The organism is Streptomyces sp. HSS9-12 (assembly GCF_054963655.1).
The window spans coordinates 57,366-83,326 of record NZ_JBUEGC010000032.1 but is presented as its reverse complement, the minus strand read 5'-3'; the positions used below and the strand labels follow the sequence as shown (position 1 = coordinate 83,326).

Below are 25,961 nucleotides of genomic sequence, written 5' to 3'. Positions count from 1 at the left end.
GGCGCGGCGCGGCTTCCCGGCCGCACTCGTCGTCCGGGCGCCGACGGTCCGCTTGCCGGTGGTGCTCTTCGCCGCGACCGTCTTCGCCGCCGTTTTGCGGGGGGTGGCGTTCTTCGCGGCCGCCTTCTTCGCCGGAGCCTTGCCGACGGCTGCCTGCTCCCCCGCCTGAGCCGGAATCCCGTCGCTCACGCGGTCGCCCAGGATCTCCCGCAGGAACTTGCCGGTGTGGCTGGCCGGGATGGCGGCCACCTGCTCGGGGGTGCCCTCGGCCACGACCAGGCCGCCGCCGCTGCCACCCTCCGGCCCCAGGTCCACGACCCAGTCGGCCGTCTTGATCACATCGAGGTTGTGCTCGATGACGATCACCGTGTTGCCCTTGTCCACCAGGCCTTCGAGCACCTTGATCAGCTTGTTGATGTCGTCGAAGTGCAGCCCGGTGGTGGGCTCGTCCAGGACATAGACGGTCCGGCCGGTGGAGCGCTTCTGCAGCTCGCTCGCCAGCTTGACGCGCTGGGCCTCGCCACCGGACAGCGTCGGCGCCGGCTGCCCCAGCCGTACGTATCCGAGCCCCACCTCGGTCAGCGTCCGCAGATGCCGGGCGATCGTCGGGACCGCCTCGAAGAAGTCCAGCGCCTCCTCGATCGGCATGTCCAGCACCTCGGCGATGGACTTGCCCTTGTAGTGGACCTCCAGGGTCTCCCGGTTGTAGCGCGCGCCGTGACACACCTCGCACGGCACATACACGTCCGGCAGGAAGTTCATCTCGATCTTGATCGTGCCGTCGCCGGAGCAGTTCTCGCAGCGGCCGCCCTTGACGTTGAAGGAGAAGCGGCCCGGCAGATAGCCGCGCACCTTCGCCTCCATGGTCTCGGCGAAGAGCCTGCGGATGTGGTCGAACACCCCGGTGTACGTGGCCGGGTTGGAGCGCGGCGTACGGCCGATCGGCGACTGGTCCACGTGCACGACCTTGTCGACGAGGTCGTCGCCGTCCACGCGCGTGTGCCGCCCCGGCACGGTGCGGGCGGCGTTCAGCTCCCGCGCCAGGTGCGTGTACAGGATGTCGTTGACCAGCGTGGACTTCCCGGAACCGGAGACACCGGTCACCGCCGTGAACACCCCGAGCGGGAAGGACACGTCGATGTCCCGCAGGTTGTTCTCGCGGGCGCCGCGCACGGTGAGCTTCCGCTCGCCGTCCACGGGCCGGCGCGCCTTCGGAAGGGGGATGGCCTTCTTGCCGGACAGGTAGTGCCCGGTCATGGACTCCTTGTTGGTCAGCAGCCCCTTCAGCGGACCGCTGTGCACGACCTTGCCGCCGTGCTCACCGGCGCCCGGCCCGATGTCCACGACCCAGTCCGCGGTCTTGATGGTGTCCTCGTCGTGCTCGACGACGATCAGGGTGTTGCCGAGGTCACGGAGCCGTACCAGCGTCTCGATCAGCCGGTGGTTGTCCCGCTGGTGCAGGCCGATCGACGGCTCGTCCAGGACGTACAGCACGCCGACCAGGCCGGAGCCGATCTGGGTGGCGAGCCGGATGCGCTGCGCCTCGCCGCCCGACAGCGTGCCGGCGGCGCGGTTGAGCGACAGGTAGTCGAGGCCGACGTCGATCAGGAACCTCAGCCGCTCGTTGACTTCCTTCAGCACCCGCTCGGCGATCTTCTTGTCGCGGGCGGACAGCTTCAGGCCCCGCAGGAACTCGGCGCAGTCGCTGATCGACATCGCGGAGACCTCCGCGATCGACTTCCCCTCGACGGTGACGGCGAGCACGATCGGCTTGAGCCGGGTCCCGTTGCAGGTGGGGCAGGGCACCTCGCGCATGAAGCCCTCGAAGCGCTCCCGGCTGCTGTCGCTCTCCGCCTCCGAGTGCCGCCGCTTGACGTAGGGCACCGCGCCCTCGAAGGAGGTCGTGTACGCGCGCTGGCGGCCGTAGCGGTTGCGGTAGCGGACCTCGATCTGCGTCCGGTGACCGTACAGCAGGGCCTTCTTCGCCCGCTGCGGCAGCCCGGCCCAGGGGATGTCCGTACGGAAGCCCAGCTCGTCGGCGAGCGCGCCGACCAGCCGCGAGAAGTAGTCCTTGGTGTGCCCGTACGACCAGGGGGTGATCGCGCCGTCGTCGAGGGACTTCTCCTCGTCCGGGACGATCAGCTCGGGGTCGACCTCCATGCGCGTACCGATGCCGGTGCACTCCGGGCAGGCGCCGAAGGGCGAGTTGAAGGAGAAGGAACGCGGCTCCAGCTCCTCGAAGGACAGGTCGTCGTAGGGGCAGTAGAGGTGCTCGGAGAACATCCGCTCGCGCTGCGGGTCGTCCTCGTCGAGGTCCACGAAGTCGAGGATCACCATGCCGCCGGAGAGCCCGAGCGCGGTCTCCACCGAGTCGGTCAGCCGCCGCTTGGCGCTCTCCTTGACGGTGAGGCGGTCGACGACCACCTCGATGGTGTGCTTCTCCTGCTTCTTCAGCTTCGGGGGCTCGGTGAGGTGGACGGTCTGGCCGTCGACCCGGGCCCGGCTGTAGCCCTTGCTCTGCAGGTCGGCGAAGAGGTCGGCGAACTCTCCCTTGCGCTCGCGCACCAGCGGCGAGAGCACCTGGAAGCGACTGCCCTCGGGCAGCTCGAGCACCTTGTCCACGATGGCCTGCGGCGACTGCCGCGAGATGGGCCGGCCGCACTCCGGGCAGTGCGGCTTGCCGATGCGCGCGAAGAGCAGCCGGAGGTAGTCGTAGACCTCCGTGATCGTGCCGACCGTGGACCGCGGGTTCCGCGAGGTCGACTTCTGGTCGATGGAGACCGCCGGGGACAGGCCCTCGATGAAGTCCACATCGGGCTTGTCCATCTGCCCCAGGAACTGTCGGGCGTAGGAGGAAAGCGACTCGACATAGCGACGCTGCCCCTCGGCGAAGATCGTGTCGAACGCGAGGGAGGACTTGCCCGACCCCGACAGCCCGGTGAAGACGATGAGGGAGTCACGGGGGAGGTCGAGCGAGACGTTCTTGAGATTGTGCTCGCGAGCGCCACGGACGATGAGACGGTCGGCCACGCCGGTCGGCACCTTTCTTGAGAGAGCGGGGGTGCGCCTGGCCCCCAGCCGTCCAGGGTACGGGGGCCGCCACAGCGATGTCTTGGTGATGCCTTTCCCGAGCCTATAGCACGCACATTCGATTTACGGGGCCTATGGACATGCTTCACCCGAACGTGTGGCGGCGCTAGCGTCGAGTCATGACCGATCACGTCACGACGGATCACGCAGCGGACCTCTTTGCCGTACGCGAAGCGACCGACCGGCTACTCGGCGCCGCCGCGAAGCTCGACGACGCGGCCGCCCGCGAGCCCTCCCGCCTCCCCGGCTGGACCCGCGGTCACATCCTCGCCCACCTGGCGCGCAACGCCGACGCGCTCGTCAACGTCCTCACCGCGGCCCGTACCGGCACTCCCATCCCGATGTATCCCAGCAACGAGTCCCGGGACGCGGACATCGAGCGGGATGCCGACCGCACCCTCGCCGTCCACCTCGACGACGTCCGCAGCAGCGCCGCGCGCTTCGACGAGGCCGCTGCCGCGCTCGCTCCCGAACACTGGGAGCGCCGGGTCGAGCTGCGCAACGGCGTGACCGACCTCGCCGCGCGGGTGCCCTTCCGCAGGCTCATCGAGATCGAGCTGCACCACGTGGACCTCGGCATCGGCTGCACCCTCCGCGACCTGCCGGCAGCGTTCGTCGACCGCGACCTGGAGTACGTCGCAGGCGAGCGCTTCGCCGGCCGCGCCGACGTACCCGCGCTGCTGGTGACCGCGGACGACGGCCGCAGCTGGCGTACCGGCCGGGCGGACGGCGAGCCCGTCGCCGTCAGCGGCCCGGCGCCCGCGCTGCTCGGCTGGCTCACCGGCCGTACGGAGGGCGCGGACGTCGATGCCCCTGGCTCTGCCCTGCCCGATCTGCCGCCGCTAGGCTGACGCCATGGTGTACAGCGGAGAAGTCAAGGTCGGCGGACCTGCGGACGTTCACGAGCTTCCGGACCTGATCATCTCAAAAATCGCGGTCGGTCCGATGGACAACAACTCCTATCTGCTGCGCTGCCGCGCCACCGATGTGCAGCTGCTGATCGACGCGGCGAACGAGCCGCGGACCCTGCTGAACTTCATCGGCGACAGCGGCATCACGGCGGTCGTCACCACCCACCAGCACGGCGACCACTGGCAGGCGCTGCGCCAGGTCGTGCGCGCGACCGGCGCCCGCACCTACGCCGGCCGCTATGACGCCCCCGGCATCCCGGTCCCGACGGACGTCCTGGTCGAGGACGGGGACACGATCCACTTCGGCCGGATTGAGCTGACGGCCCGTCACCTCGCCGGGCACACGCCGGGCAGCATCGCCCTGATCTACGACGACCCGCACGGGCATCCGCACGTCTTCACCGGCGACTGCCTCTTCCCGGGCGGCGTCGGCAACACCCACAACGACCCGGAAGCCTTCGCCACTCTGATTCACGACGTCGAGACCAAGCTCTTCGACCAACTGCCGGACGAGACCTGGGTCTACCCGGGCCACGGCGACGACACCACGCTCGGGGCGGAGCGGCCGCACCTGCCGGAGTGGCGCAAGCGCGGCTGGTGAACCAGCTCGCGCGGCCTGTGGCGGGCGGCTACGCTCCGGCAGATGCCGACGCCCGCCGTGATCCCCGTGTACCCGCCGAAGCCGCGGCCCGGTGACCGGATCGCCGTACTGTCACCGTCGTCCGGTCTGCCCGGGCTGCTGCCGATGCCCTTCGAGCTGGGACTGGCGCGGCTGGAGAAGGAGTTCGGCCTGACGCCGGTCGAATACCCGACCACGCGCGCGATGGGGTCGACGCCGCGGGAGCGCGCGGACGACATCCATGGGGCGTTCGAGGACCCGTCCGTGCGGGCGGTGATGGCGAGCATCGGCGGAGACGACCAGATCACCGTGCTGCCGCTGCTGGACCGCGAGCTGATCCGCGCGAACCCCAAGCCGTTCTTCGGCTTCAGCGACAACACCAATCTGCTGATGTTCCTGTGGAACACGGGCATCGTCGGCTATCACGGGGCGAGCGTGATGACGGAACTCGGCCGCCCCGGCTCCATCCACCCGCTGACGGCCGACTCGCTGCGTGCCGCACTCTTCCGGTCCGGTCCGTACGACCTGTCGCCCGTCTACCGGTACCGCGACGAGGACCGCGACTGGGCGGATCCGGAGACGTTCGCCTCCGAGCCGGCGATGGAGCCGGCGAGCGGCTGGCTGTGGCACAACCCCGACCGGGTCGTCGAAGGCATCAGCTGGGGCGGCAATCTGGAGATCGTGTCCTGGCTGCTGATGGCCGGCCGCGAAATCCAGCCGGACGAGAGCGCGTACGACGGCTGCGTGCTGTTCCTGGAGACCTCGGAGGAGCTGCCCACCGCCCAGGAGGTCTTCCGGATTCTGCGCAACATGGGCGAGCGCGGCCTGCTTCGGCGCTTTCCCGCGCTGCTCATGGGGCGGGCCAAGGCGTGGGCGTTCAACCGGCCGAACGACGCGGAGGAGAAGGCGCGGTATGTGCGGGAGCAGCGCGAGGCGGTGCTGCGCGCGCTGGGTGCGTACGCCCCCGACACGTTGGCGGTGTTCGACGTCGACCTCGGCCACACCGACCCGCAGTTGGTGATCCCGTACGGCGGTACCATCCGTGTCGACGGCCCGGCCCGGCGCATCATGGTCACCTACTGACCGCTGCGTTCCGCACGCGCCCCACCTGCGCATCCGCGTGCTTCGGAGTGCTTCCGGGCCGCCGGGGAGCGCGGCCGCACGCCCGGTGACCGGGCAGCCGGCGGGCTCGTTGAGCGCGGCATGGATGATCACACCCCCACCGGCCGGCGGCGCCCCTCGATGACGCGCCTGGCCGCGGCATCCCTTGTCGGTACGGCCATCGAGTTCTACGACTTCTTCATCTACGGCACCGCGGCTGCCCTGGTGCTGGGCCCGCTGTTCTTCCCCACATTCTCCCCGGTGGCCGGGATGCTCGCCGCGTTCGGCACCTTCGGCGTCGGCTTCGTGGCGCGGCCGCTGGGCTCCGTGGTCTTCGGCCACATCGGCGACCGGTACGGGCGGCGGCCGGTACTCGTGGCCTCGCTTCTGCTCACGGGGATCGCGACCGTCGCCGTCGGCTGCGTGCCCACGTACGGCACGATCGGGGTCGCCGCACCCGTCCTGCTGCTCGCCCTCCGCTTCCTCCAGGGGCTCGGAGTGGGTGGTGAGTGGGGCGGTGCGGTACTGCTCACGGCCGAGCACGCGCCCGAGCGGCGGCGCGCGCTGTGGGCGAGTTTCCCGCAGATCGGGCCCTCGGTGGGCTTCCTGCTCGCGAACGGCATCATGCTGGCGCTGTCCGCCGCGCTCACCGATGCGCAGTTCCGCTCCTGGGGCTGGCGGGTGCCGTTCTGGGCGGCCGGGGCGCTGGCTCTGGCCGGGCTGCTGCTACGTACTTCGCTCGCGGAGAGCCCGCAGTTCGAGGAGCTGGCGGCCGGCGGGGCACGGGCCCGGGTGCCGCTGGTCGAGGTGGTCCGCGGGCACTGGCGGCTGGTGCTCCTGACGGCGGGCGCCCTCGCGGTCGGCTACGCCGTGTTCTACACGGTCACCACGTGGTCGCTGGCGTACGCCACGGAGCGGCTGGGTGTGAGCCGGACGGTGATGCTCGCCTGCATCATGGCGGCGGTGTCGGTCAAAGGCGTGTGCACGCCGATCGCGGCAGTGCTCGGCGACCGGTACGGGCGGCGGCCGCTGTGTCTGGCCGGCTGCACCGCGATGGCCCTGTGGATGTTCCCCATGATCGCTCTGCTGAGCACAGGCGAACCGCTGTGGATGTTCCTGGGCTTCCTCGGCGCCCTGCTGGCCTTCATCACGATGTTCGGCGTGATCGCCGCCTATCTGCCCGAGCTGTACGAGCCGCAGGTGCGCTGCACGGGTGCGGCTGTCGGCTACAACCTGGCCGGTGTGCTCGGTGGCGCGCTGACGCCGATCGTGGCGACGGCGGTGACGGACGGCGGCTCGGGGCGGACGCCGTGGGGTGTGGCCGCCTATCTGATGGGGATCGCTCTGCTGAGCCTGGGGTGCTTCGCGCTGCTGCCGGAGACCCGGCCCGTCGTCGGGGCGGAAGCGGCGGCGGCCGCCGAGGGCGCACCCGCCTGAGCCCCGACGGCCGGCGCCCCGTTTTGGCGCTCGGTTCGCCTCCGGGCTCCCCCTGGGGCACTCCCCCAGCTACCGCTGGGGTCCCCCCAGCCGGGCCGCAAGGCCCAGGGGGGAATACCGCTGGGGGACCCCAGCCCCTCCCCCAGCCACCGCTGGGAGGTGCCCCCACTCCCTTTCGGCATGGGGGCACCGCCCAGGCGAAGCTCTGGGGGAGCGCCCTTCGGCTCACTCCCGCAAACGGACTTACAGGTGCGGCGCGATCGACGGCATCAGGTCCTGGAATGTACGGCCGTTGGCCGGCTCACCGACAGCGGTCATCTGCCAGCCGGTGCCCATCCGGTGCACCTTGGCCATGATCTGCGCGGTGTACTCGCCGCCGCCTGTGAGCGTGTAGCGGGCCAGCTCCTGGCCGTTGGTCTCGTCGACAAGGCGGCAGAAGGCGTTCTCCACCTGGGCGAAAGTCTGCCCCGTGAAGGAGTTCACGGTGAAGACGATCTGCTCGATGTGCTGCGGCACCCCCTGCAGATCGACGAGGATCGCCTCGTCGTCGTCACCGCGGCCGGCGCCGCCGACCAGGTTGTCACCGGTGTGCCGGACGGAGCCGTCGTCGCTCACCAGGTGACGGAAGAACACCACGTCCACCGGCTTCTTCTCGGCAGCGAAGAGCACCGCCGACGCATCGAGGTCAATGTCCTTCCCGCGCAGCCGGAAGAGCCCCCGGCGCGGGGCCGCCTGCCAGCCCAGGCCCATCCGCACCGCGGTCAGGACGCCGCCGTCGGACTTCTGCAGACTGATGCCCTGCCCCTTGGACAAGTTCACGCTCACGCGGTGTCCCCTCTCAAACGCCCCGACAACCGCCTGTATGAGCGGTCTGGAACGAAACACTACGCAGCGACAGGGGGACGCGGCGACGGCCGCGGGGCGTTTTGTGGCGCTCTTGCAACACACCACGGCCGCAGGTCAGGACACACCGGCCTCCTTCATCTGCCGGAGCTCCTTCTTCAGCTCCGCGACCTCGTCCCGCAGCCGCGCGGCGACCTCGAACTGCAGCTCCGCCGCGGCAGCCCGCATCCGCTCGGTCATCTCCTCGATCAGCGCGCTGAGTTCGGCCGCAGGCTGGTCCGTGAGAGCACCGTCCTTGCGGCCGGCTCCGCCACGGCCGCCGCCCTTGCCCGCCATGGCCGGAACCGGAACCTTGCCGCCTTCCTTCGCCTTGCGGTAGCCGCTGCCGAGCAGCTCCTCGGTGTCGACCTCCTCGCGGGCGATGGTGGCGACGATGTCGTTGATCTTCTTGCGCAGCGGCTGCGGGTCGATCCCGCGCTCCGTGTTGTACGCGATCTGCTTCGCCCGGCGGCGGTTGGTCTCCTCGATGGCCTTCTCCATCGCCGGGGTCATCTTGTCCGCGTACATATGGACCTGGCCGGAGACGTTGCGCGCCGCGCGGCCGATGGTCTGGATCAGCGAGGTGCCGGAGCGCAGGAAGCCCTCCTTGTCGGCGTCGAGGATCGCCACCAGCGAGACCTCCGGCAGGTCGAGGCCCTCACGCAGCAGGTTGATGCCGACCAGGACGTCGAACTCGCCGGAGCGCAGCTCGCGCAGCAGCTCCACGCGCCGCAGCGTGTCGACGTCGCTGTGCAGATAGCGGACCTGGATGCCCAGCTCCAGGAAGTAGTCGGTCAGGTCCTCGGCCATCTTCTTGGTGAGGGTGGTGACCAGGACCCGCTCGTCCCGCTCCACTCGCGTGCGGATCTCGTGCACCAGGTCGTCGATCTGGCCCTCGGTCGGCTTGACGACCACCTCCGGGTCGACAAGGCCGGTCGGCCGGATGATCTGCTCGACGTGGCCGTCGGAGCGCGAGAGCTCGTACGGCCCGGGGGTGGCGGAGAGGTAGACCGTCTGGCCGATCCGCTTCAGGAACTCCTCCCACTTCAGCGGCCGGTTGTCCATGGCGGACGGCAGCCGGAAGCCGTGCTCGACCAGCGTCCGCTTGCGGGAAGCGTCGCCCTCGTACATCGCGCCGATCTGCGGCACCGTGACATGCGACTCGTCGATCACCAGCAGGAAGTCCTCAGGGAAGAAGTCCATGAGGGTGTGGGGCGCGGAGCCGGGCGCACGGCCGTCGATGTGCATCGAGTAGTTCTCGATGCCGGAGCAGGTGCCGATCTGCCGCATCATCTCGATGTCGTAGGTGGTGCGCATGCGGAGCCGCTGCGCCTCCAGCAGCTTGCCCTGCTTCTCCAGCTCGGCGAGCCGCAGCTCCAGCTCGGCCTCGATGCCGGAGATGGCCCGCTCCATGCGCTCCGGCCCGGCGACGTAGTGGCTGGCCGGGAAGACGTAGAGCTCCTCGTCCTCGCTGATGACCTCACCGGTGAGCGGGTGGAGGGTCATGAGCGACTCGATCTCGTCGCCGAACATCTCGATCCGGACGGCGAGCTCCTCGTAGACCGGGAAGATCTCGATCGTGTCGCCCCGCACCCGGAAGGTGCCACGGGTGAAGGCCATGTCGTTGCGCGCGTACTGGATGTTCACGAAGCGGCGCAGCAGCTCGTCCCGGTCGATCTCGTCGCCGACCTTGAGCTGCACCATCCGGTCGACGTACTCCTGCGGCGTACCCAGGCCGTAGATGCAGGACACGGAGGCGACGACCACCACATCACGCCGGGTGAGCAGCGCGTTCGTCGCCGAGTGCCGCAGCCGCTCGACCTCCTCGTTGATGGAGGAGTCCTTCTCGATGTAGGTGTCCGACTGCGGAACGTACGCCTCGGGCTGGTAGTAGTCGTAGTACGAGACGAAGTACTCGACGGCGTTGTTCGGCAGCAGCTCGCGGAACTCGTTGGCGAGCTGGGCCGCGAGGGTCTTGTTCGGCGCCATGACGAGCGTCGGCCGCTGGAGCCTTTCGATCATCCAGGCGGTGGTCGCCGACTTGCCGGTGCCGGTGGCGCCGAGAAGCACCACGTCCTTCTCACCCGCCCGGATCCGCCGCTCCAGGTCGGCAATGGCCGTGGGCTGGTCGCCACTGGGCTGATAGGGGCTGACGACCTCGAAGGGCGCCACCTTGCGTTCGATCTGGGTTACGGGCCGCATGGCTCCACCGTACGACTCGCCGCTGACAACCCGCGGAGCGAGCGCCGTCGGGGGCCGCCTGACCAGGGCGGATGGGCTTGATACCGGCTTTGGAGAGCCCCTCACACCGGCCATGGGGCCGCCTCGGCGGCGCCGGCCGAGAGGCTCCGCTCCATCTCGTGGCTGCAGTCCGTTCCGGCCCGCCCAGTGGAGTCGGCGTCCACCGTGCCGGCCCGGTCGTCCCTCGTGACTCACCGGGCCTCCGACCACCGCGCACGGGAACACACTGCCGACTATCGGCAAATGGAACAGCCCACATTCCCCCATGCGTGTTCACGTTCAACCTTTGTCCCTTCAGCGCCTGTCACAGGTCGTGCCACTGCTGCGACTCTCTGTTGCGCATCCGCCTGTTGCGCATCAGCGAAGAACGACGCGAGGAGTCCACGTGCACACACGCTCGGTCGCAGCCGTAGTCGGCGCACTTCTGGGGTTCTCGGCTCTGTGCGTCCCTGTATCGACGGCCCACGCCGTCGACGCTCCGAATCATCCGGTGCCCGTCGCCCACAGAGGCGCCTCCGCCTATGCGCCGGAGAACACCTTGGCGGCCGTCGACAAGGCCCGTCAGCTCGGCATCACCTGGGTGGAGAACGACGTCCAGCGCACCAGGGACGGCGCACTGATCGTGATGCACGACACCACTCTCGCGCGTACCACGAACGTGGAGCAGGTCTTCCCGGGCCGCGCCCCCTGGAGGATCTCCGACTTCACCCTGAAGGAGATCAAGAGGCTCGACGCCGGCAGCTGGTTCTCACCGCGGTACAAGGGCCAGCGGGTCCCGACCCTGGAGGAGTATCTCAGCGCGGTCGAGCGCAACCACCAGAGTCTCCTGATGGAGCTCAAGTCGCCCGAGCGGTACCCGGCCATCGAGGCCCAGACGCTGTTCCTGCTGTGGCGCAAGGGCTGGCTGAACCATCAACACGTCACGCAGCGACTGATCATCCAGAGCTTCAGCGTGAACTGCGTGAGGATGGTTCACAAGCTCAACTCGGCCGTGAAGACGGGGTTCCTGGGCACTCCCCCGGTCGCTGAGCTGCCGGCGTACGCGAAATTCACCGACCAGATCAACCCCAGCTACCGGACGGTGACGCCCCAGTACATCCAGGCTGTGCACCGTCTCTACGGCGTTCACGGCAGGCCGCTGGAGGTCTACACCTGGACGGTGAACGACAGGCCCACAGCAGCTTGGCTCGCGGGACTCGGGGTGGACGGCATCATTTCCAACAACCCCGACGTCGTCCGCGATCCGGCGACGAGGAGACTCTCGGACGCCCTCGTCGGCGCCGCGTCGTAGCCCGACGGCACAAGGCCACGGATTACGGCGCTCGGTGCGGCCGCGTATCTCCCGGGCGCGGCCGCACCCGCCGCCGTCCACGCGCGCGTGGCCGTCGGCTCTCCGCGGTTGGTGCTCGCACACCGGCACAACCGCCGTCCCGCGCGCGCGTGACCGCCAGGCCTACTACGCTGCGTGAATGAGCGCAGTGATCTGGACCGTGACTGGCACCCCCGTCGGGCCGCTGCTGCTCGCGGCGACCGGCCAGGGACTGGTCAACGTCGTCTTCCACGCCGACGAGAGCACGGCGCGCCGGGCGCTGCAGCGCCTGGCCGGCCGGCTCGGCAGCGAGCCGGCGGAGGACACGGACAGCCCCGTGCTCACCGAGGCCGTCCGCCAGTTGCGCACCTACTTCGCCGGTACCTCCCGCGACTTCCAGCTCGAGCTGGACTGGTCCCTGACGAGCGGATTCAACCGCCGGGTGCTCCGCGAGCTGGCGACCGGCGTTCCGTACGGCACGGTCGTCGGCTACCAGGACCTGGCCGACCGGGTCGGTGAGCCGGGGGCCGCGCGGGCGGTGGGCGTGGCCATGGCGTCCAATCCGCTGCCGGTCGTCGTCCCCTGCCACCGGGTGGTGGAGAGCGACGGCGGTATCGGCGGGTTCGGCGGGGGCCTGGAGACCAAGCGAGCTCTGCTGGCACTCGAGGGCGTACTGCCGCAGCCGCTTTTCTGACCAGACGGACGGACCGCGCCTGCGACCCCTGATCCGTACTCGGAGTCTGTCCTCCGACCGCGCCGGAGACCGATTGGCGTCCGATACATGGCCATACCGGTATCCGGGCTGGCACACTGCCGCCCGTGCCCGATGCCTCCGACCCGCCCTCCGCCGCGCGCTCGCGCGAACCCGGCGACATACCCGCCGACCTGCCGCCGGCAGCAGCCGCGCTCGACCTGCCGGCCCTGCGTCGCCGTATCGCCGCCGTACTCATCGCCAGTCAGGTGCTCGGCGGCCTGGGAGTGGCCATCGGCATCGCCCTCTCCTCCGTCCTCGCCCAGCAGATCGGCGGCTCGGAGGCAGTCTCCGGCCTGGCCCCGACCGCAGCCGTGGCCGGTACCGCCGTCCTGTCCGTTCCGCTCGCCGCCCTGATGAGCGCCCGGGGCCGGCGCCCTGGTCTGACCCTGGCCTATGTGATCGGCGCGGTGGGCGCCGGCCTCGTCGTCCTCGGCTCCGTCGTCCGGAACTTCCCGGTGCTTCTGCTGGGTATGGCGGCATTCGGTGCCGGCTCGTCCGCCAACCTGCAGGCACGTTTCGCGGCCGCGGACCTGGCGCCTGCGGACCAGCGTGGCCGGGCGATCTCCACAGTGGTGTGGGCAACGACCATTGGCGCGATCCTCGGCCCGAACATCGCCGCCCCGGCGGGCCGCAGTGTGTCCGGGCTGGGCGTTCCGGCCGCCGCGGGTCCCTTCCTCTGGGCGGCCGCCGTGTTCGTGCTCTGCGCCCTGCTGGTCCTCGCGCTCCTGCGCCCGGACCCGCTGCTCACGGCCCGCAGGCTCCAACCGTCCGACGACCACGCGCGCGGGGGCCGCTCGCTGCGCGCGGGCCTGGCCGCCGTCGCGGCGTCCCCGCGGGCGCGATTGGCCCTGGTCACCGTCAGCACCTCGCACACCGCGATGGTCGCGATCATGGTGATGACCCCGGTGTCCTTGAGCCATCATGGTGCGGGCATCCAGCTGATCGGTCTGGTGATCAGCGGCCATATCGCGGGCATGTACGCGTTCGCGCCGGTGATGGGCTGGCTGTGCGACCGCGCCGGCCGCTTCACGGTCATCGCCCTGGCCGTGGCGCTGCTGTCGTGCGCGGCCCTGCTGGCCGGCACGGCGGGCGGGAGCCACGGGCAGACGGCGGCGGGGCTGTTCCTCCTCGGGCTCGGCTGGTCGGCGGGCCTGGTGTCCGGCTCGGCGCTGCTGACCGATTCCGTACCGCAGGCCGCACGCGCGGCCGTACAAGGTCTGTCGGACCTGAGCATGAACACAGCGGCGGGTGCGGGCGGCGCGGCGGCCGGGCTCGTCGTCGCGCAGTCGAGCTACGGCTGGCTGAATGTGGCAGGGGCTGCCCTGCTGCTGCCGGTGGCCGCGCTGGCCCTGCTCACCCGCCGCGATCGGAGCTCGCCGCCCGCCACCGGCTCGGCCACCAGCTGAGGTGACACGCCCTCCACGGGGTCTCGTCCATGGTCCAGGTCTACGGTCTCGCTCCCGCAGACGGCGAGGAGGTTTGAGGCCGGGCCTGGTACGCCAGGGATGGGACGAGCGTGGCCTACGAGCCGGGAGGTGCGAAGAGGATGCCGCAGACGCCTGGACTGCCGGATCAACCAGAGCCGCCGGTGGTGCTGTCCGACGAGGTGCGGGACGCGGTGGAGCGGCGGCATCCGGTGGTCGCCCTGGAGTCGACGATCATCGCTCACGGCCTGCCCCGGCCCCGCAACCTTCAGGTGGCGGAGGAGCTGGAGGCGATCGTACGGGCCGTCGGCGCCGTACCCGCGACCATCGCCGTACTGGACGGCCGGGCGCACATCGGCCTGGGCAAGGCCGGGTTGGCGCGCGTCGCCGGCGGGGAGGGCATCCGCAAGCTCGGTCACCGCGACCTCGCCCCGGCCCTCGCCGCGGGCGCCAGCGGTGCGACCACCGTGTCCGGTACGGCATTCCTGGCCGCCCGGGCCGGGATTCGGGTCTTCGCCACGGGCGGGCTCGGCGGGGTGCACCGGGAGTGGACGACGACGCAGGACGAGTCCGCCGACCTGAGCCTGCTCGCCCGGACCCGCATCACCGTGGTCTGCGCGGGCGTGAAGTCGATCCTCGACGTGCCGGCCACGCTGCAGCGGCTGGAGACGCTCGGCGTCGGCGTACTGGGCTTCGGTACGGGCCGCTTCCCCGGTTTCTACCTCAGCAGCAGCGGCGAGCCGTTGGACTGGACGGTGGGCACTCCGGCCGACGTTGCGGCGGTGATGCGCGCTCAGGATGCGCTGGGTGGCCCGGACTCGGCCCTCATCGTGGCCAACCCGGTTCCCGAGGCGGAACAGCTCGACCCGGTGCTCCACGACCGGGTCCTCGCCGAGGCGCTGGCCGCGTGCGAACGCGAGGGCGTCACGGGCCAGGCCGTCACGCCGTTCCTGCTCGACTACCTCGTCCGCCACACCGGCGGCGCCTCGCTGGAGGCCAATCTGGCGGCGGTCCGCGGCAACGTGGGCCTCGCCGCCCGGATCGCCGCGGCCTGGTCGGCATGAGCGACGGGCTGCTGGTCGTCGGCGATGTCGTCACCGACATCGTGGCCCGGCACCGTACGCCACTGGCCCCGGCGACCGACACAGCGGTCGACATCGCGATGCTGCCGGGCGGGGCGGGCGCCAACGTGGCCTGCTGGGCTGCCCATGCGGGCGCCGCGGACGTACGGCTGCTGGCGCGCGTGGGCGGTGACGCCGCCGGCTGGCACCGGGAAGCCCTCATCCGCGCCGGCTTGCAACCGCACCTGTGCGTCGATTGTGAGGCGCCGACCGCCGTCGTCATCGCCCTGGTGGATGCCACCGGCGCGGGCGACGCCTTCACCGGCGCCTTCCTGGCGGCCCGCCTCTCGGGCGCCGACCCGTCATCGGCCGCCACGTCCGCCTGCCGTACAGCAGCCCAATCGGTCACCCACCCAGGCGGCCGCCCGCCGGCCCGGCCTTGAACCGGAGCTCCGCCGAAGCCGCTCAGCACCGGGGCGCGGGGCCGCTGAAGGTGGTGTTGCCGGGGTTGGCGACGTAGAAGTCGGACACCCGGCGGCTGTCGTCCAGCTTGTCCCACACCGACGTCGTACCGACCCTGCTCCCCGGCCCCTGGCAGACCACCCAGGCGAGTCCGCCGGTGGGCAGTACTCCGGCCGACGCGTACGAGGTGCCAGGGCCGGTGCGTTTGGTCACCTGCGAGGCGATCAGAGGACATCTTTCGTCCGCGACACCGCGGCATTCCGGGTGAAAGCCCTGACCCCGGAGCGTCCTGCCACTCCCGTGGACTACCGTTGCGATCGGCACGTACCGGCCGATAGCAGCGATGGGGAGGCCCTGCGTGAGCGCGACACCGCTGAGCCCGGACGACCCGGTCTCGCTGGGTGGCTTCACCCTCCTCGGGCGGATCGGCTCCGGCGGCATGGGCCAGGTCTTCCTCGGCGAATCCCCCGGTGGTGAGCCCGCCGCGGTGAAAGTGATCAAGCCTTCGGTGGTGGACTCCGAGACCCGCCAACGCTTCGCCCAGGAGATCGAGGTCCTCAAGACCGTGTGGGGACCCCGCATCGCCGCCTTCCTCGACGCCGACCCCGAGGCGGAGCGCCCCTGGCTCGCCACCGAGTACGTGGAAGGCCCGGACCTGCGCCGTCATATCGCCGACCACGGCCCCCTGTCCGCTCTGCTCGCCGCCTCCCTCGGCGCGACTCTCGCCGAGGCGCTGGGCAGCGTGCACAGACAGGGTCTGCTGCATCGCGACCTCAAGCCCGCCAACATCCTGCTCGGCCCGAACGGTCCCAAAATCATCGACTTCGGGCTGGCGGCCTTCACCGAGTCCAACGCGTCGTTGACCGCGCCGAACGTCGTGGTCGGCACACCTGCCTGCATGGCCCCTGAGCAGGCGAACGGGGAGAAGCCCCTCACCCCGGCCGTGGACGTCTACGCCCTGGGCGCGGTCCTGCTGCTCGCACTCACCGAGCACTACCCGTACCGGGCCGACCATGTGCAGGTGCTGTTCCACCGGATCGTCGACCCGTCTCAGCAGCCCGATCTGTCCGGAGCGCCCGAGCAGTTCGTTCCGCTTCTCTCCTCGATGCTGGCCCACGCGCCCAAGGACCGGCCGTCGATGGAGGACGTGATCCGCGCTTGCCGCGCCATCATCGAGACACAGGGGTGCACCGTCGCCCAGGCCAGACGACGTCTGACCACACTCACCGCGCCCACCGGTCCGGATCCGCGGCTCCCGCCGGTCGTAACTCCCGAGGCCACGACCGTCGCGGTGAACGCAACGCTGCCGATGCCCGCGGCGGGTACGGACTCGCCCTCGGCCGACGCGGATGCCCGTGAGCGCCTCACCGCAACCGTGCCGATGCCGACGTCCCCCGACCTCACCCACCGGCTGCCCGCAACCGAGACCGGCGTCGATACGACGACGCACGCCCCCACCCCACGAGCCGACAGCATCCCCACGGTGCTCTCACCCGTGGCGGAGAGATCGGCCTCGCCGTCGGAAACGTCCGTACAACGCGATGAGCACAGCGGGCCAAAGCCCGCGGAGGATGTCAAAGCCTCACGGCTCCCAGGCAGTCGGCCCGCCGTTCGCTCCGCCGCCGCCCGCCGGATCGCGGCGCAGCTGCGCGAAGCCTACGCCCAGAAGGCGCCGTTCTAGCCCGGCCCGCCTCTTGACGTCACAAGAGGCCGTACAGAAGATCCATCAGGGGTGACCGGCTCACCCCGATTCGCCGGACTCGCGCTGCCCCCACCTGAGCGATGAAGGCCCGCAGACCGCAGCGCCAACAGGAGGAACCGCGGGTGACCGTCGAGCAGGACGTACGCAGCGCGACCCACGTACGCAGCGCAGCCCAGCGCATGGAGCAGACCCAGTTCCCGCCCGGCGCCCAGATCGTCGTACGCGACGAGGAGTGGCTCGTCAGAAACGTCACGCGCACCGCACACGATGGAGACCGCATCGAGGCCGTCGGTGTCTCGGAGTTCGTACGCGACCAGGAGGCGGTGTTCTTCACCGGCCTCGAGCCGGTCCAGTTGATGGACCCCCGGCGCACTGAGCTGATCGCCGACGACTCCCCGAACTTCCGCCGCAGCCGCCTCTTCCTGGAGGCCGTGCTCCGCAAGACCCCGCTCCCCCAGTCCGAAAAGGGCCTGGCCCTCGCCGACAGCTTCCTCCTCGACGCTCTCCCCTACCAGCAGCGGCCCGCGCAGCTCGCGCTGTCCCTGCGCAACCTCCGCCCCCGCCTGCTGATCGCCGATGTCGTCGGCCTCGGGAAGACCCTTGAAATCGGCCTGATACTGGCCGAGTTGATCCGCCGCAGCCGTGGCGATCGCATCCTCGTCGTCACCCCGCAGCACGTCCTGGAGCAGTTCCAGCACGAGTTGTGGACGCGGTTCGCGATCCCGCTGATCCGCCTGGACTCAGCCGGAATCGAGAAGGTGCAGCGCGAGATCCCCGCCGGCCGCAACCCGTTCACCTACTTCAAGCGCGTCATCGTCTCCATCGACACCCTCAAGAACACCGACCAGTACAAGCACCACCTCGAACGCATCACCTGGGACGCGGTCGTCATCGACGAGTCCCACAACCTCATCAACCGCGGCAGCCTGCGCAACCAGCTCGCCCAGCTCCTCGCCCCGCGTACCGACGCGCTCCTCCTGGCCAGCGCCACCCCGCACAACGGCGACGCCCGCTCCTTCGCCGAGCTGATCGCCCTCCTCGACCCGGCGGCCATCGCCGACCCGGAGCGCTACGAGGCCAAGGACATCGAGCACCTGTTCATCCGCCGTACGAAGGTGAGCCCCGAGGTCCGCGACCAGATGCGCGGCCAGTGGGCGGACCGCGGCCCGTCGGAGTCGGTGCACTGCCCGGCGACCCCGGCCGAGGAGAGGATCTTCGAGGAGCTGGCCCAGCACTGGCTGCCCAGCGGGAAGCCAGGCGCGACCTCGGTGAGCGGCAGCCGCCTGTTCCCCTACACCCTGCTCAAGTCGTTCCTCTCCTCTCATGTCGCGCTCGCCTCCACCGTGGACACGCGCATCAAGACCCTTGCCACCCAGGCCGCCAAGGACGGTTACCCCTCCGCCGTCGAGAAGGTGGCCGCGGAGACCGCCGCGCTGGGGCGGCTCCGGGAGCTGGCCGCAGGCATGTCCGAGTCCGGCTCCGCGAAGTTCCAGGCTCTGATCGGCCAGTTGAGGACCATCGGCGTCGGCCCGGGCAGCGAGAAGCGTGTCGTCGTCTTCTCCGAGCGCGTCCAGACGCTCGAATGGCTGCGGGAGAAGGTCCCGGCGGCGCTCGGTTTCAAGGGCAAGGCCGCCCAGGAAGCCGCCCGCGTGATGCACGGCGGACTCTCCGACGAGCAGCAGATGCAGTGCGTGGAGGACTTCGGTCTCGCCGACACCCCCGTCCGTATCCTCTTCACCGGGGATGTCGCCTCCGAGGGCGTCAACCTCCACCGCCAGTGCCACCAGCTGATCCACTACGACGTGCCGTGGTCGCTGATCCGCATCGAGCAGCGCAACGGCCGCATCGACCGCTACGGGCAGGCGCACCAGCCGCAGTTCCGCGCCCTGATCCTCACCTCCGCCGTCCCCGGCGCGAAGGACGACCGCACCGTCGCCGAACGCCTGCTGGAGCGCGAGGACGAGGCCCACCGCAGCCTCGGCACGGCCGAGGCGGTGTCCGGGCTGTACCGGGCCGAGGCCGAGGAGCGCTCCCTCATCCAGGATCTGCTGAGCGGCCGTACGGTCGACGAGTCCCTGGACCACTCCGCACAGCAGGCGGAGTCGGACGCCACGACCGACTTCCTTGCCGACTTCTTCGGCTCCGTCGGCGCCGAGCCGCCAGGCGGCGACGGGAACGGCGGCGCGTACGACCCTCCGCCGCCGGCCGACGTGCCCCGCCTGTTCACCGGCACCCGCGAGTTCATCGACGAGGCCCTGCGCGAGGTCTACGCCGACCCGGTCCGCGACCTCGACCTGAGCCGCGACCCCGCCACCGGCCTGCTCTCCTTCAAGCCCCCGGCCGACCTGGTCCACCGCTTCAAGGCCCTCCCCCCGGACTACCGCCGCGAACAGGGCCTCGCCGACCGCCTGAAGGTCACCCTCAACCGCAAGCTCGCCGACCGCAGCCTCCAGCGCGCCCGCGAGTCCAGTACGTCCAGCTGGCCGGACATCTCCCTGCTCACCGACCTCCACCCGGTTGTCGAGTGGCTGACCGACAAGGTGCTGGTCCGCCTCGGCCGCCAGCAGGCCCCGGTCGTCACGGCCGACGTCGCCGAGCCGGTCTTCCTCGTCCAGGGCATCTACTCCAACGCCCTGGGCCGCCCCACCGTCGTCACATGGATGACCGTCACCGGCCTCGGGCAGGGCGGCACCGGCCCACAGGTCACCGATGACATGGTCGGCGTCCTCCGCCGCGCCGGTATCGGCCCCGAGATGGCCAACCCTCGCGCCGCGCACGACCTCCCCCGCCTGGCCGCCCTCATCCCGGACGCGCTCGCCGAGGCCGAGCGGTTCCTGACCGAGCACAGCAAGAGCTGGGACCAGGCGCTGCGCGACCCCATCGAGCAGTACAAGCTGCGCCTCGGCGACTGGCGTCAGCTCCAGCTCACCGGCCCCGGCAGCCCGGCGGGCAGCGGCGCCACCGGCCGTACCGCTCGTACGGGCAGGGCGCGGCGCGGCATCGACGAGACCGCCGGCCACCTCGCGGACCTCGCCGACTCACTCCTCACCACCGGCCGCCCCATGCTCCGCGTCCTCGCCGTCCTCGACGCCGCGAACGCCGCACCCATCACCGGCGCGGAAGGCGCCGCGGGCGCCGCGAGCGGCACCGTCGACGCCCCCGCCGCCACCGCCTGACCGCGCCGCCCCGGAAGGTTCCCGCACCATGACGTATGACTCCCTGGTCAACCGCGGCGACTACTTCTCCGCCCACTACCTCGCCGAGGTCTTCCCCAAGGACCTCAAGTCGGGCCTGCTGGCGAAGTGGAAGGAGCGCGAAGAGGCGGCGAAGGCCGAAGCGGACGCGGCCAAGGCGGCAGCCGATGCCGTGGCCCCCGGCGAGGCGCAACCCGACGCGCCCCGGGCGGCGGCATCCGGTGAAGCGTCCGGCGTGGCGGCCCGCATCCCGCACGCCCGGACCAGCCCGGAGGCCACCCCGCGCCCTGCCGACGCCCTGCCCGTCACCCCCCGCGCGGGCCTGCGCGAGCTGCGCCGCCCGTACTTCACGTCCCGCTCGTTCTTCGCCGAACGCGCGGCGGGCAGCACCGCCGACGCCGGCATCGACACCGACCGGGGCGCCTCCGCCGACCCGGAGGCCTTCGCCGACGCCGTCACCTACGCCAGCCCAGAGTGGCGCGAGCGCGCGGCAGGCCTCAACGCGTCCGTGCTGCGTGCCCTCGGCTACGACGCCAAGCCGCAGACCCTCACCGTCCAGCGCGCCGACCACACCTACGAGGTCCAGGTCGCCCACGCCGAACCGGGCCTCATCGCCCTGGACTGCGGCTGGGCCGCCGAACCCGACGGCGCCCTCGACCCGGCCGGCCCCGGACGGCTGCTCCACCCGGTCCCCCTCCAGGGCACCGAGCGGATCACCACCGGCTCCAAGCTCGCCTCGTTCCTCTTCGCCTGCGAGTACGAGGGCCTGGGCCAGTCCGCGCCCCGCTACATCCTGCTCCTCATCGGCGGCGTCATCGTCCTCGCCGACCGCGCCGCCTGGGGCGAGGGCCGCTACCTCGCCGCGTCGCTGGACGCCGCCCTGGAGCGCAACGACACCAAGCCCGGCGGCGAACTGGACACAGCAGCAGCGTTGTTCGGCGCCGACTCGCTGCGCGTCCCGGAGGAGGGCGGCACGGACCCGCTGGCCGAACTCGTCGACAAGTCGACCAAGCACGCCGTCGGCGTCTCCTCCGACCTCCGCGACGGCCTGCGCTGGAGCGTGGAGCTCATCGCCAACGAGGTCCTGGACCGCATCCGCGCCTCCGGCACCCCGCTGGAGGAGGTGGGGGAACTCCCCGAGCTGGCCGACCAGCTCACCCGCGAGTCCCTGCGCTACCTCTACCGCATCCTGTTCCTGCTGTACGCCGAGGCCCGCCCCGAGCTGGGCATCCTGCCCTCGGACTATCCCGAGTACCACCAGGGCTACGGCCTCGGCCGCCTCGGCGAACTCGTCGCCGAGCGCGATCTCGTCGGCGAGAAGACCCGCGAGGGCTTCTACCTGTACGAGTCGCTGGACCTCCTCTTCCGCAAGGTCCAGGAGGGCTACCGCCCACGTCGTACGCACGGGGTCGCCTCCGGCGAGGGCGGCGACGGCGAAACCGACACGAACGGCGAAGTGTCCGAGGACATCGGCCTGCGCTTCGAACCGCTGCACTCCAAGCTCTTCGAGCCCGAGTCGATCCGCCTCATCGGCCGCGAGTCCGTACGCAACCCCCGCTACGACGAGGACGAGGCCGCGTACGAGGCCGGGGCGGCCGCCGGTACGGGACAGGGGACCGGCCTCCTTGCGGAGGCCGCCACGGTCTCGGGCCCGCACGCCGGCACGGTGCCCGGCCCCCGCACGTCCGGGACCGTGACCGCCAGTCCGGGCACAAGTGCCCCCGCCGAGGCTGCCCTTACGGAAACCGGCCCCGAGGCCCCGGCCGGAGCGGCCGGAACGGGAGCGATGGCCGGGACCGGTCTCCGGTCCGAAGCCGTCGCGGGCGAGCCCGCGACGGCCCCGTACATCGACACCCGGTTGCGCAACGCCACCCTCTACCGCGTGCTGCGGCTGCTCATGCTCACCCGCAGCAAGAAGAAGGGCGAGCGCGGCGGCTTCATCTCCTACGCCCAGCTCGGCATCAACCAGCTCGGCGCGGTGTACGAGGGCCTGATGTCCTACTCCGGCTTCATCGCCGGCGAGGAGCTGTACGAGGTCGCCAAGAACGGCGACCCCTCCGGCGGCAGCTGGCTCGTCCCGGCCTCCAGGGCCGACGAGTACGAGGACAAGGTCTTCGTGCGGAGGAAGGACGAGACGACCGGCGAGGACAAGCGCGTCCGCTACCCCGTCGGCTCCTTCGTCTACCGCCTCTCCGGCCGCGACCGCCAGACCTCCGCCTCGTACTACACGCCCGAGTCCCTGACCAAGGTCACCGTCCAGCTCGCCCTGCAGCACCGGCTGGACCAGGACGGTACGACCACGCAGGCACGCGAGCTGCTGGACTGGAAGATCTGCGAGCCGGCGCTCGGGTCGGGCGCGTTCCTCAACGAGGCCATCAACCAGGTCGCCGCCGAGTACCTGCGCCGACGGCAGGACGAACTCGGTACGGCCATCGACACCGAGAAGTACCCGGTCGAACTCCAGAAGGCCAAGGCGTACATCGCCCTCCACAACTGCTACGGCGTCGACCTCAACTCGACCGCTGTTGAGCTGGCCGAGGTCTCGCTGTGGCTCAACACCATGCACCCGGGCATGGAGGCCCCCTGGTTCGGGCTGCATTTGCGGCGGGGTAATTCACTGATTGGCGGGCGGCGGGAGATCTACCCGGCGGACAAACTGAAGAAGGCGGCCTGGCTGGGGACGACACCGCAACGCTTTCCGCTGACCGACGCGCGGGACGGGGACGGCCGTCCGAGCGCGGACGCCCTGCCGGAAGGGGCCGTTCACCACTTCCTGCTGCCCGCGAAGGAGTGGGGCGCGGTCGCGGGTGAGAAGGAGGCCAGGGCGCTGGCGCCGGAGGCGGCGAAGGCGCTGGGCGCCTGGCGGCGGGCGATCACGAAGGCGCCGAGCGCGAAGCAGATCGCGCGGTTGCAGGCACTGGCGCGGCGGGCGGAGTACCTGTGGCAGCTCGTGGTACGGCGTCTGGAGATCTCCGAACGGGAGATCAGCCGGAAGATCGATGTGTGGGGCGCGGAGCCGGAGTGGCTGCGGCGGCCGGAGGAAGCCGTACCTCGGGAAAAGGTGCTGGCGGATCTGGAGGCGGTGGACACCCCATACTGGCGGCTCAAGACGCTGATGGACGCCTGGTGCGCGCTGTGGTTCTGGCCGGTGCAGTCGGCGTCTCTGCTGGACGGTACGGACGAGCGGTACCGGCACGCGGCAGAACTGGCGCAGGCGTCCGCGGTGGTGGAGGCCGTGGTGGGGGCTGCCGGGCCGGACGACGACGGCGGCGAGGGCGACGGTGTTGAGGCCGCGGCGGACGAGGAGCCGGAGGCCGAGGAGCGGTCGGGCGATGACGTGTTGCTGGCGTGGGAGGCGGACTCCCTGCCGTTGGAGGGTCTTGCGCCGGAGACGAAGCAGCTCTCGCTGACGCGGGAGAAGGTCGAGAAGAAGCGGACGGGCCGCCGGGCCGAGGCCATCAAGGAACAGCGGCGGGCGGTCATCCCGCTTGCGAACCTTGACGACTGGCTGGACTTCGCGGAAGCGCTGCTCGGCACGCAGGACGTCCCGAGGGAATCGCTGGTCGCCCACTTCGAGCGGCTGGACGAGCTGGAGTCCTACGAGGACATGCTCCCGGACCTCATGGGCATGGACCGGTCGTACTGGTTGGAGAGCCGCTTCCCGTGGGCGGCGACCGCGAGGGACATCGCGAAGCAGCAGGGCTTCTTCCATTGGGAATTGGAGTTCGCGCAGGTCTTTGAGCGGGGCGGGTACGACTTGCAGGTGGGGAATCCGCCTTGGGTAAGGCCGCGGTGGCAGGAGGATGTGGTACTGGCGGAATTGGAGCCGTGGTTCGTGCTGGCGGACAAGCCGAGCCCGGCTGAATGGCACCTCCGTAAGGAAGACGTGCTGGCCACGCGTGCGGACGGCCAAGATGCCCTTCTCAATGAGCTAGCCGCCCATGCTGGCGCCGTCGCCACGCTGGGCAGCGCGGCTACGTATCCGCTCCTCGTTGGAACGCAGGGCGACCTCTACCGGGCCTTCATGGCTCGGGTGTGGCAGCACATCGCACCGCACGGCAGCGCGGGCCTGATCCACCCGGACACACACTTCGGCGGCGTACGCGAGGGTGTCATCCGGGCCGCCGCGTACCGGCACCTCCGGGTTCACGCGCATTTTGTGAACTCGGCGAACTGGGCGTTCGAAGATCTTGACCGGGCCCAGCAATTCGGGATGCACATTTACGGCACGTCACAGGATCCTGACTTCCTGCACGTCAGCGAGCTCCGCGACGCCGAGGTCCTGCCCAATTCGCTGGCTCATGACGGACGAGGCGCGGCGCCCGGCATCAAGCACAACGGCTCGTGGGACATCCGACCACACCGCGAACGCGTGGTGCATGTAAACACGGTCCTGCTGGAAAGTTGGCAGGTTCTTACGGGCTCGACGCGTGGAGCGGCACAGACCCCTCTGCTGTACCCGGTTCTCGTTGGCGAGCAAGGCGCGATCGAGGCGCTGGCTGCCCATCGCAGCAGCCTGGCTGATTACCGCCCAATGATCTCAAGCGGGTACCACGAAACCGGAGCCACGAAGGATGGACTGATCCGCTGGGGCAACCAGGCCGTCCCCGAACTCTCGGATGTCATCCTCCAAGGGCCCCACTTCGCATTGTCGCTTCCCTTCTCGAAGGAACCGAGGATCCCCTGCCGGAGCAACAGGGACTGGGACTCGCTCGTACCGGTGGAGCTGCCCGAGGCGTGCGTCCCCGTGACCAACTATGTGCGGGCCACCGACGAGGCGGCGTACCTCGCGGCCCAGGACTCCTGGCTCGGGAGGCCGTTCACCACGTACTTCCGGCTGGCCTGGCGAGTCATGATTCCCTTCAATACCAGCCGCAGTCTGCACGCTGCTCTTCTTCCGCCCGGTCCCGCCCATATCCACGGCGTCCACTCACTCGCTCTAGCGCACAATCGCCTAACTGTCCTTAACGGAGGCTTCTGGGCCGCTCTCCCTCTCGATTACCTCCTCCGCATCACAGGCCGGGCAAACCTCATGGCCGGTGAAGCCCTTAAAATGCCCGCCCCCGACCCGAAGCACCCCCTAGCACCCGCCCTCCTCCTCCGCACCCTTCGCCTGAACGCCCTCACGGCTCACTACGCCCCGCTCTGGACAGAGCTGTTCGACCCTCGCTGGGCAGGCTACGAGGACTGGGCCAACCCCCGCTGGCCCCACCTGAAGCCTCTCGCCGCCAGCCTCAAGCCGACCTGGGAGTACTCCACCCCGCTCCGCACCGAGCACGAGCGCCGCGCCGCACTTGTCGAGCTCGACGCACTCGTCGCCGTCTGGCTCGGCATCACCGCCGACCAGCTCGTAGCGATCTTCAAGTCGCGCTACCCGCAGCTCTACGACTACGAGTCGGCGACCTATTTCGACGCCAACGGCCGTAAGACCGCAGGCGACTTCAACACGTACGGGCACGGCCAGACCAAGCAGGATTACCTCGATCTCCTCGCCCACCTGGAGGACAAGACCGGCGCCACACCGCCGCCTGAGGGCTACAGCGGGCCGTTCTACAAGGCCGATCGGGAGACTGAGATGCGGGCCGCGCACGCGCACTTCCAGGCGCGACTGGATCAGGCCATCGCGCGTGGGGAGTGGACTCCACCCGCCCGCGAAAATATGGACGTGACCGCCGACGCCTGACGGTCAGCGCACCGACCAGCACGGCGCCCCGCCACCAGCCTCCCGGTCGCCCCTCGTCTCCATACGGTCGCCTCCCCCAATTACCTGACCC

General features: G+C 70.4%; 16 protein-coding genes. 12 read left to right on the top strand and 4 right to left on the bottom strand.

Going from position 1 to position 25,961, the window contains the following annotated elements:
* The coding region (gene uvrA / locus ACY34J_RS18485) for an excinuclease ABC subunit UvrA (RefSeq protein WP_462724738.1) at positions 1-3,030 on the bottom strand (3,030 nt) is incomplete at its 3' end.
* A 179-nt stretch (positions 3,031-3,209) separates the two neighbouring features.
* Between uvrA and ACY34J_RS18480 the strand changes: the two genes are divergently transcribed.
* From ACY34J_RS18480 to ACY34J_RS18465, 4 genes are all read left to right on the top strand, one after another.
* On the top strand, positions 3,210-3,941 hold the full coding sequence (locus ACY34J_RS18480) for a maleylpyruvate isomerase family mycothiol-dependent enzyme (RefSeq protein ID WP_462724739.1): 732 nt from the start codon (positions 3,210-3,212) through the stop codon (positions 3,939-3,941).
* Between the two features lie 4 nt (positions 3,942-3,945).
* Positions 3,946-4,602 (top strand): MBL fold metallo-hydrolase, encoded by a 657-nt coding sequence (locus ACY34J_RS18475; protein WP_462724740.1) that lies wholly within the window; start codon positions 3,946-3,948, stop codon positions 4,600-4,602.
* A gap of 42 nt (positions 4,603-4,644) precedes the next feature.
* Complete coding sequence (locus tag ACY34J_RS18470) at positions 4,645-5,703, top strand: S66 family peptidase (RefSeq protein WP_462724741.1); 1,059 nt, start codon at positions 4,645-4,647, stop codon at positions 5,701-5,703.
* Positions 5,704-5,862: 159 nt separating this feature from the next.
* Positions 5,863-7,158, top strand: a complete 1,296-nt coding sequence (locus ACY34J_RS18465) for an MFS transporter (protein ID WP_462724891.1) — start codon at positions 5,863-5,865, stop codon at positions 7,156-7,158.
* 243 nt (positions 7,159-7,401) lie between these two features.
* Here ACY34J_RS18465 and ACY34J_RS18460 read toward each other — a convergent pair whose 3' ends face one another.
* Positions 7,402-7,983: a TerD family protein gene (locus ACY34J_RS18460; RefSeq protein WP_462724742.1), complete on the bottom strand. Its 582-nt coding sequence runs from the start codon at positions 7,981-7,983 to the stop codon at positions 7,402-7,404.
* A 135-nt stretch (positions 7,984-8,118) separates the two neighbouring features.
* Positions 8,119-10,242, bottom strand: a complete 2,124-nt coding sequence (uvrB, locus tag ACY34J_RS18455) for an excinuclease ABC subunit UvrB (protein ID WP_462724743.1) — start codon at positions 10,240-10,242, stop codon at positions 8,119-8,121.
* A gap of 424 nt (positions 10,243-10,666) precedes the next feature.
* Here uvrB and ACY34J_RS18450 point away from each other — a divergent pair, with 424 nt between their 5' ends.
* From ACY34J_RS18450 to ACY34J_RS18430, 5 genes are all read left to right on the top strand, one after another.
* Positions 10,667-11,572 carry a glycerophosphodiester phosphodiesterase gene (locus ACY34J_RS18450; protein WP_462724744.1) on the top strand — a complete coding sequence of 302 codons (906 nt, stop codon included), beginning with the start codon at positions 10,667-10,669 and terminating at the stop codon, positions 11,570-11,572.
* 178 nt (positions 11,573-11,750) lie between these two features.
* Entirely contained in the window at positions 11,751-12,284 is a 534-nt protein-coding gene (locus tag ACY34J_RS18445; protein WP_462724745.1) for a methylated-DNA--[protein]-cysteine S-methyltransferase, read from the top strand.
* Between the two features lie 179 nt (positions 12,285-12,463).
* A complete protein-coding gene (locus ACY34J_RS18440; RefSeq protein WP_462724892.1) occupies positions 12,464-13,750 on the top strand; it encodes an MFS transporter in 1,287 nt (428 codons plus the stop codon).
* Positions 13,751-13,890: 140 nt separating this feature from the next.
* Positions 13,891-14,832 (top strand): pseudouridine-5'-phosphate glycosidase, encoded by a 942-nt coding sequence (locus ACY34J_RS18435; protein WP_462724746.1) that lies wholly within the window; start codon positions 13,891-13,893, stop codon positions 14,830-14,832.
* Positions 14,829-15,272 carry a PfkB family carbohydrate kinase gene (locus ACY34J_RS18430; RefSeq protein WP_462724747.1) on the top strand — a complete coding sequence of 148 codons (444 nt, stop codon included), beginning with the start codon at positions 14,829-14,831 and terminating at the stop codon, positions 15,270-15,272. The genes ACY34J_RS18435 and ACY34J_RS18430 overlap by 4 nt, the downstream gene beginning before the upstream one ends.
* A gap of 22 nt (positions 15,273-15,294) precedes the next feature.
* On the opposite strand, the gene ACY34J_RS18425 is transcribed toward ACY34J_RS18430, so the two are convergent.
* Entirely contained in the window at positions 15,295-15,504 is a 210-nt protein-coding gene (locus ACY34J_RS18425) for a hypothetical protein (RefSeq protein ID WP_462724748.1), read from the bottom strand.
* Between the two features lie 145 nt (positions 15,505-15,649).
* On the opposite strand from ACY34J_RS18425, the gene ACY34J_RS18420 reads away from it, so the two are divergent.
* The 3 genes from ACY34J_RS18420 (at position 15,650) to ACY34J_RS18410 (ending at position 25,870) form a co-directional block, all read left to right on the top strand.
* The gene (locus tag ACY34J_RS18420) at positions 15,650-16,972 is read left to right on the top strand and encodes a serine/threonine-protein kinase (RefSeq protein ID WP_462724749.1); all 1,323 of its coding nucleotides are present in this window, start codon (positions 15,650-15,652) and stop codon (positions 16,970-16,972) included.
* 200 nt (positions 16,973-17,172) lie between these two features.
* On the top strand, positions 17,173-20,169 hold the full coding sequence (locus tag ACY34J_RS18415) for an SNF2-related protein (protein ID WP_462724893.1): 2,997 nt from the start codon (positions 17,173-17,175) through the stop codon (positions 20,167-20,169).
* Positions 20,170-20,197: 28 nt separating this feature from the next.
* Positions 20,198-25,870 carry a DNA methyltransferase family protein gene (locus ACY34J_RS18410; protein WP_462724750.1) on the top strand — a complete coding sequence of 1,891 codons (5,673 nt, stop codon included), beginning with the start codon at positions 20,198-20,200 and terminating at the stop codon, positions 25,868-25,870.
* Positions 25,871-25,961: the final 91 nt, after the last annotated feature.

Excerpts from the sequence above, each read along its gene's own strand:
- uvrB (WP_462724743.1), bottom strand. The coding sequence starts at position 10,242 with ATGCGGCCCGTAACCCAGATCGAACGCAAGGTGGCGCCCTTCGAGGTC.
- ACY34J_RS18475 (WP_462724740.1), top strand. The coding sequence starts at position 3,946 with ATGGTGTACAGCGGAGAAGTCAAGGTCGGCGGACCTGCGGACGTTCAC.
- ACY34J_RS18430 (WP_462724747.1), top strand. The coding sequence starts at position 14,829 with ATGAGCGACGGGCTGCTGGTCGTCGGCGATGTCGTCACCGACATCGTG.
- ACY34J_RS18465 (WP_462724891.1), top strand. The coding sequence starts at position 5,863 with ATGACGCGCCTGGCCGCGGCATCCCTTGTCGGTACGGCCATCGAGTTC.
- ACY34J_RS18410 (WP_462724750.1), top strand. The coding sequence starts at position 20,198 with ATGACGTATGACTCCCTGGTCAACCGCGGCGACTACTTCTCCGCCCAC.
- ACY34J_RS18445 (WP_462724745.1), top strand. The coding sequence starts at position 11,751 with ATGAGCGCAGTGATCTGGACCGTGACTGGCACCCCCGTCGGGCCGCTG.
- ACY34J_RS18435 (WP_462724746.1), top strand. The coding sequence starts at position 13,891 with ATGCCGCAGACGCCTGGACTGCCGGATCAACCAGAGCCGCCGGTGGTG.
- ACY34J_RS18415 (WP_462724893.1), top strand. The coding sequence starts at position 17,173 with ATGGAGCAGACCCAGTTCCCGCCCGGCGCCCAGATCGTCGTACGCGAC.
- ACY34J_RS18480 (WP_462724739.1), top strand. The coding sequence starts at position 3,210 with ATGACCGATCACGTCACGACGGATCACGCAGCGGACCTCTTTGCCGTA.
- ACY34J_RS18470 (WP_462724741.1), top strand. The coding sequence starts at position 4,645 with ATGCCGACGCCCGCCGTGATCCCCGTGTACCCGCCGAAGCCGCGGCCC.